The following is a 1,764-nucleotide window of genomic DNA, read 5'->3' as shown; positions in this document are numbered from 1 at the left end:
CTCCATATTCCGTTGGATATCGAAATTGCTTTTCAGTTGCAGCGTTATGACTAGAAGCCCCTGTCATTAAACAGGTTGACCCTCCATAATTTACAATGAATGCTCCTAGTGCCAACCCTTCCATAGAAGTTGAACACGCACCGAATAAACCAAAATAAGGGTATCCAAATGTTTTTATTGCAAAACTAGTAGGCGTAATTTGATTAATCAAATCTCCTCCAAGGAAAAATTGAACTTGTTCTTGTTGAACGCCTGCTTTTTCCATTGCTTTTTGGCATGCTTCCTCTAACATTACCTTTTGCGCCTTTTCAAATGAATCTTGCCTTAACCAAATATCCCCATGTAACAGATCAAAATCTTTTGGAATTTTTCCCCGTGCTTCAAATGGTCCCCCTACGGTTCCTGTTGAAACGATCACCGGTTCATTTTGAAACAACCATGTGCGAGTTCCCGATAACATTACAAACCACCCCATTGAATCAGCATCGTTTTAATTGTTGCAATGACAAAAGCTGAAAACACACCAAACATAATAACCGATCCTGCTAATTTAAACATATTACCTCCGACACCTAGAACGATACCTTCTGTTCTGTGTTCAATTGCTGCTGAAATTACCGCATTTCCAAAACCAGTAACAGGAACTGCTGAACCTGCACCACCGAATTGGGCAAGTCGGTCATAGACACCAAAACCCGTTAAGAGCATAGACAGAAAGATCATAACAGCTACCGTTGGATTTCCGGCAGTTTGGTCAGTAAAATCAAAATTATAAATAAAGAAAGATTGAATTACCTGACCAATCAGACAAATAACACCGCCAACTAAAAAAGCCTTTATACAATTTCGTACTATTGGCCGCTTTACTTCACGTTCATCTTGAAATGTTTGGTATTCCTGTTGAACAGGGGTTAAGTTTTTCTTTTGGTTATTTGACATGACTACCTATCCTTCTTTCATTATGTTTTTTCCTTCATAAGGCTTTTGATTGTGTCGAATTCTTTTTTTAAAGCTTTCATTTTTATCTTATCTTCTTGTAACTTATGTTCTAATTGCTCCAATTCCATATACATTTTTGAATCAGTTGAGACGAGAATTTTATAGTCTGTATATTCTTCTTTCAAGTCTGATTTTACTTTTTTTTCAATTTCCTTTAATCGAAATCTGTCAAAATTATCGACTTTTACGGCCAATAATAACTCCTTATCTGTATTGACAGCCTTTGCACTTGAAATCTCTTCTCTTTTTATTACCTTTTCTTTTACTTCGTTAGCAATAGATTGATCAATTGGCTTTTTTGTATGTACTTTTACTACACTCGCATCATCATTGTTATTGGTAAACTGCTTTTGATTTCCGGCACATCCTGAGCATAGTCCGATAGCTGTTAGTAATAAAAAGCTAATTTTCAATTTAGTTATTTTGTCTTTCATGAAATCACCTCATGTTTTATCCATTATTAGAAGACGAAAAAAGGGAAAGGTTGGTTCACTCCATCCAACCAACCTTTTCTCTTTTCTAATTATTGTTGTTTATATTGAGGTTCTTCTTGCTCGATTTGTTGAATACGTGGTCCAATGCTGTCTACAATAGCTTGGGTTTGTTTTGCAGCATCTTGGTAAAGCTGCTTTGCTTGTGAATTCTCTGTACCAAGAGCAAATGTTTCGAAACTAGCCTGAGCACTTTTTAGTCCTGCTAAAGTTGTCTTAACGTCATTAATAACTGTCATATTAGATTCCTTCTTTCTTTTAATTGAATAACTTA

The 1,764-nt window shown here is 35.8% G+C and carries 3 protein-coding genes and 1 pseudogene; all 4 read right to left on the bottom strand.

Annotation, left to right across the window (positions count from 1 at the left end; genetic code table 11):
* A pseudogene (locus DFO72_RS28935) lies at positions 1 to 460 on the bottom strand (stage V sporulation protein AD); the annotation flags it as partial.
* Positions 460 to 939: a stage V sporulation protein AC gene (spoVAC, locus tag DFO72_RS28930; RefSeq protein ID WP_113885588.1), complete on the bottom strand. Its 480-nt coding sequence runs from the start codon at positions 937 to 939 to the stop codon at positions 460 to 462. The pseudogene DFO72_RS28935 and the gene spoVAC, both read right to left, overlap by 1 nt.
* Positions 940 to 959: 20 nt before the next feature.
* Entirely contained in the window at positions 960 to 1,433 is a 474-nt protein-coding gene (locus DFO72_RS28925; protein WP_113885589.1) for a YhcN/YlaJ family sporulation lipoprotein, read from the bottom strand.
* An 89-nt stretch (positions 1,434 to 1,522) separates the two neighbouring features.
* The gene (locus tag DFO72_RS28920; protein WP_113885590.1) at positions 1,523 to 1,729 is read right to left on the bottom strand and encodes a DUF1657 domain-containing protein; all 207 of its coding nucleotides are present in this window, start codon (positions 1,727 to 1,729) and stop codon (positions 1,523 to 1,525) included.
* Positions 1,730 to 1,764: the final 35 nt, after the last annotated feature.

It is taken from the genome of Cytobacillus oceanisediminis, from assembly GCF_004366035.1.
Classification (GTDB): domain Bacteria; phylum Bacillota; class Bacilli; order Bacillales; family Cytobacillaceae; genus Cytobacillus; species Cytobacillus oceanisediminis_C.
This window is presented reverse-complemented; position numbering and strand designations above follow the sequence as displayed.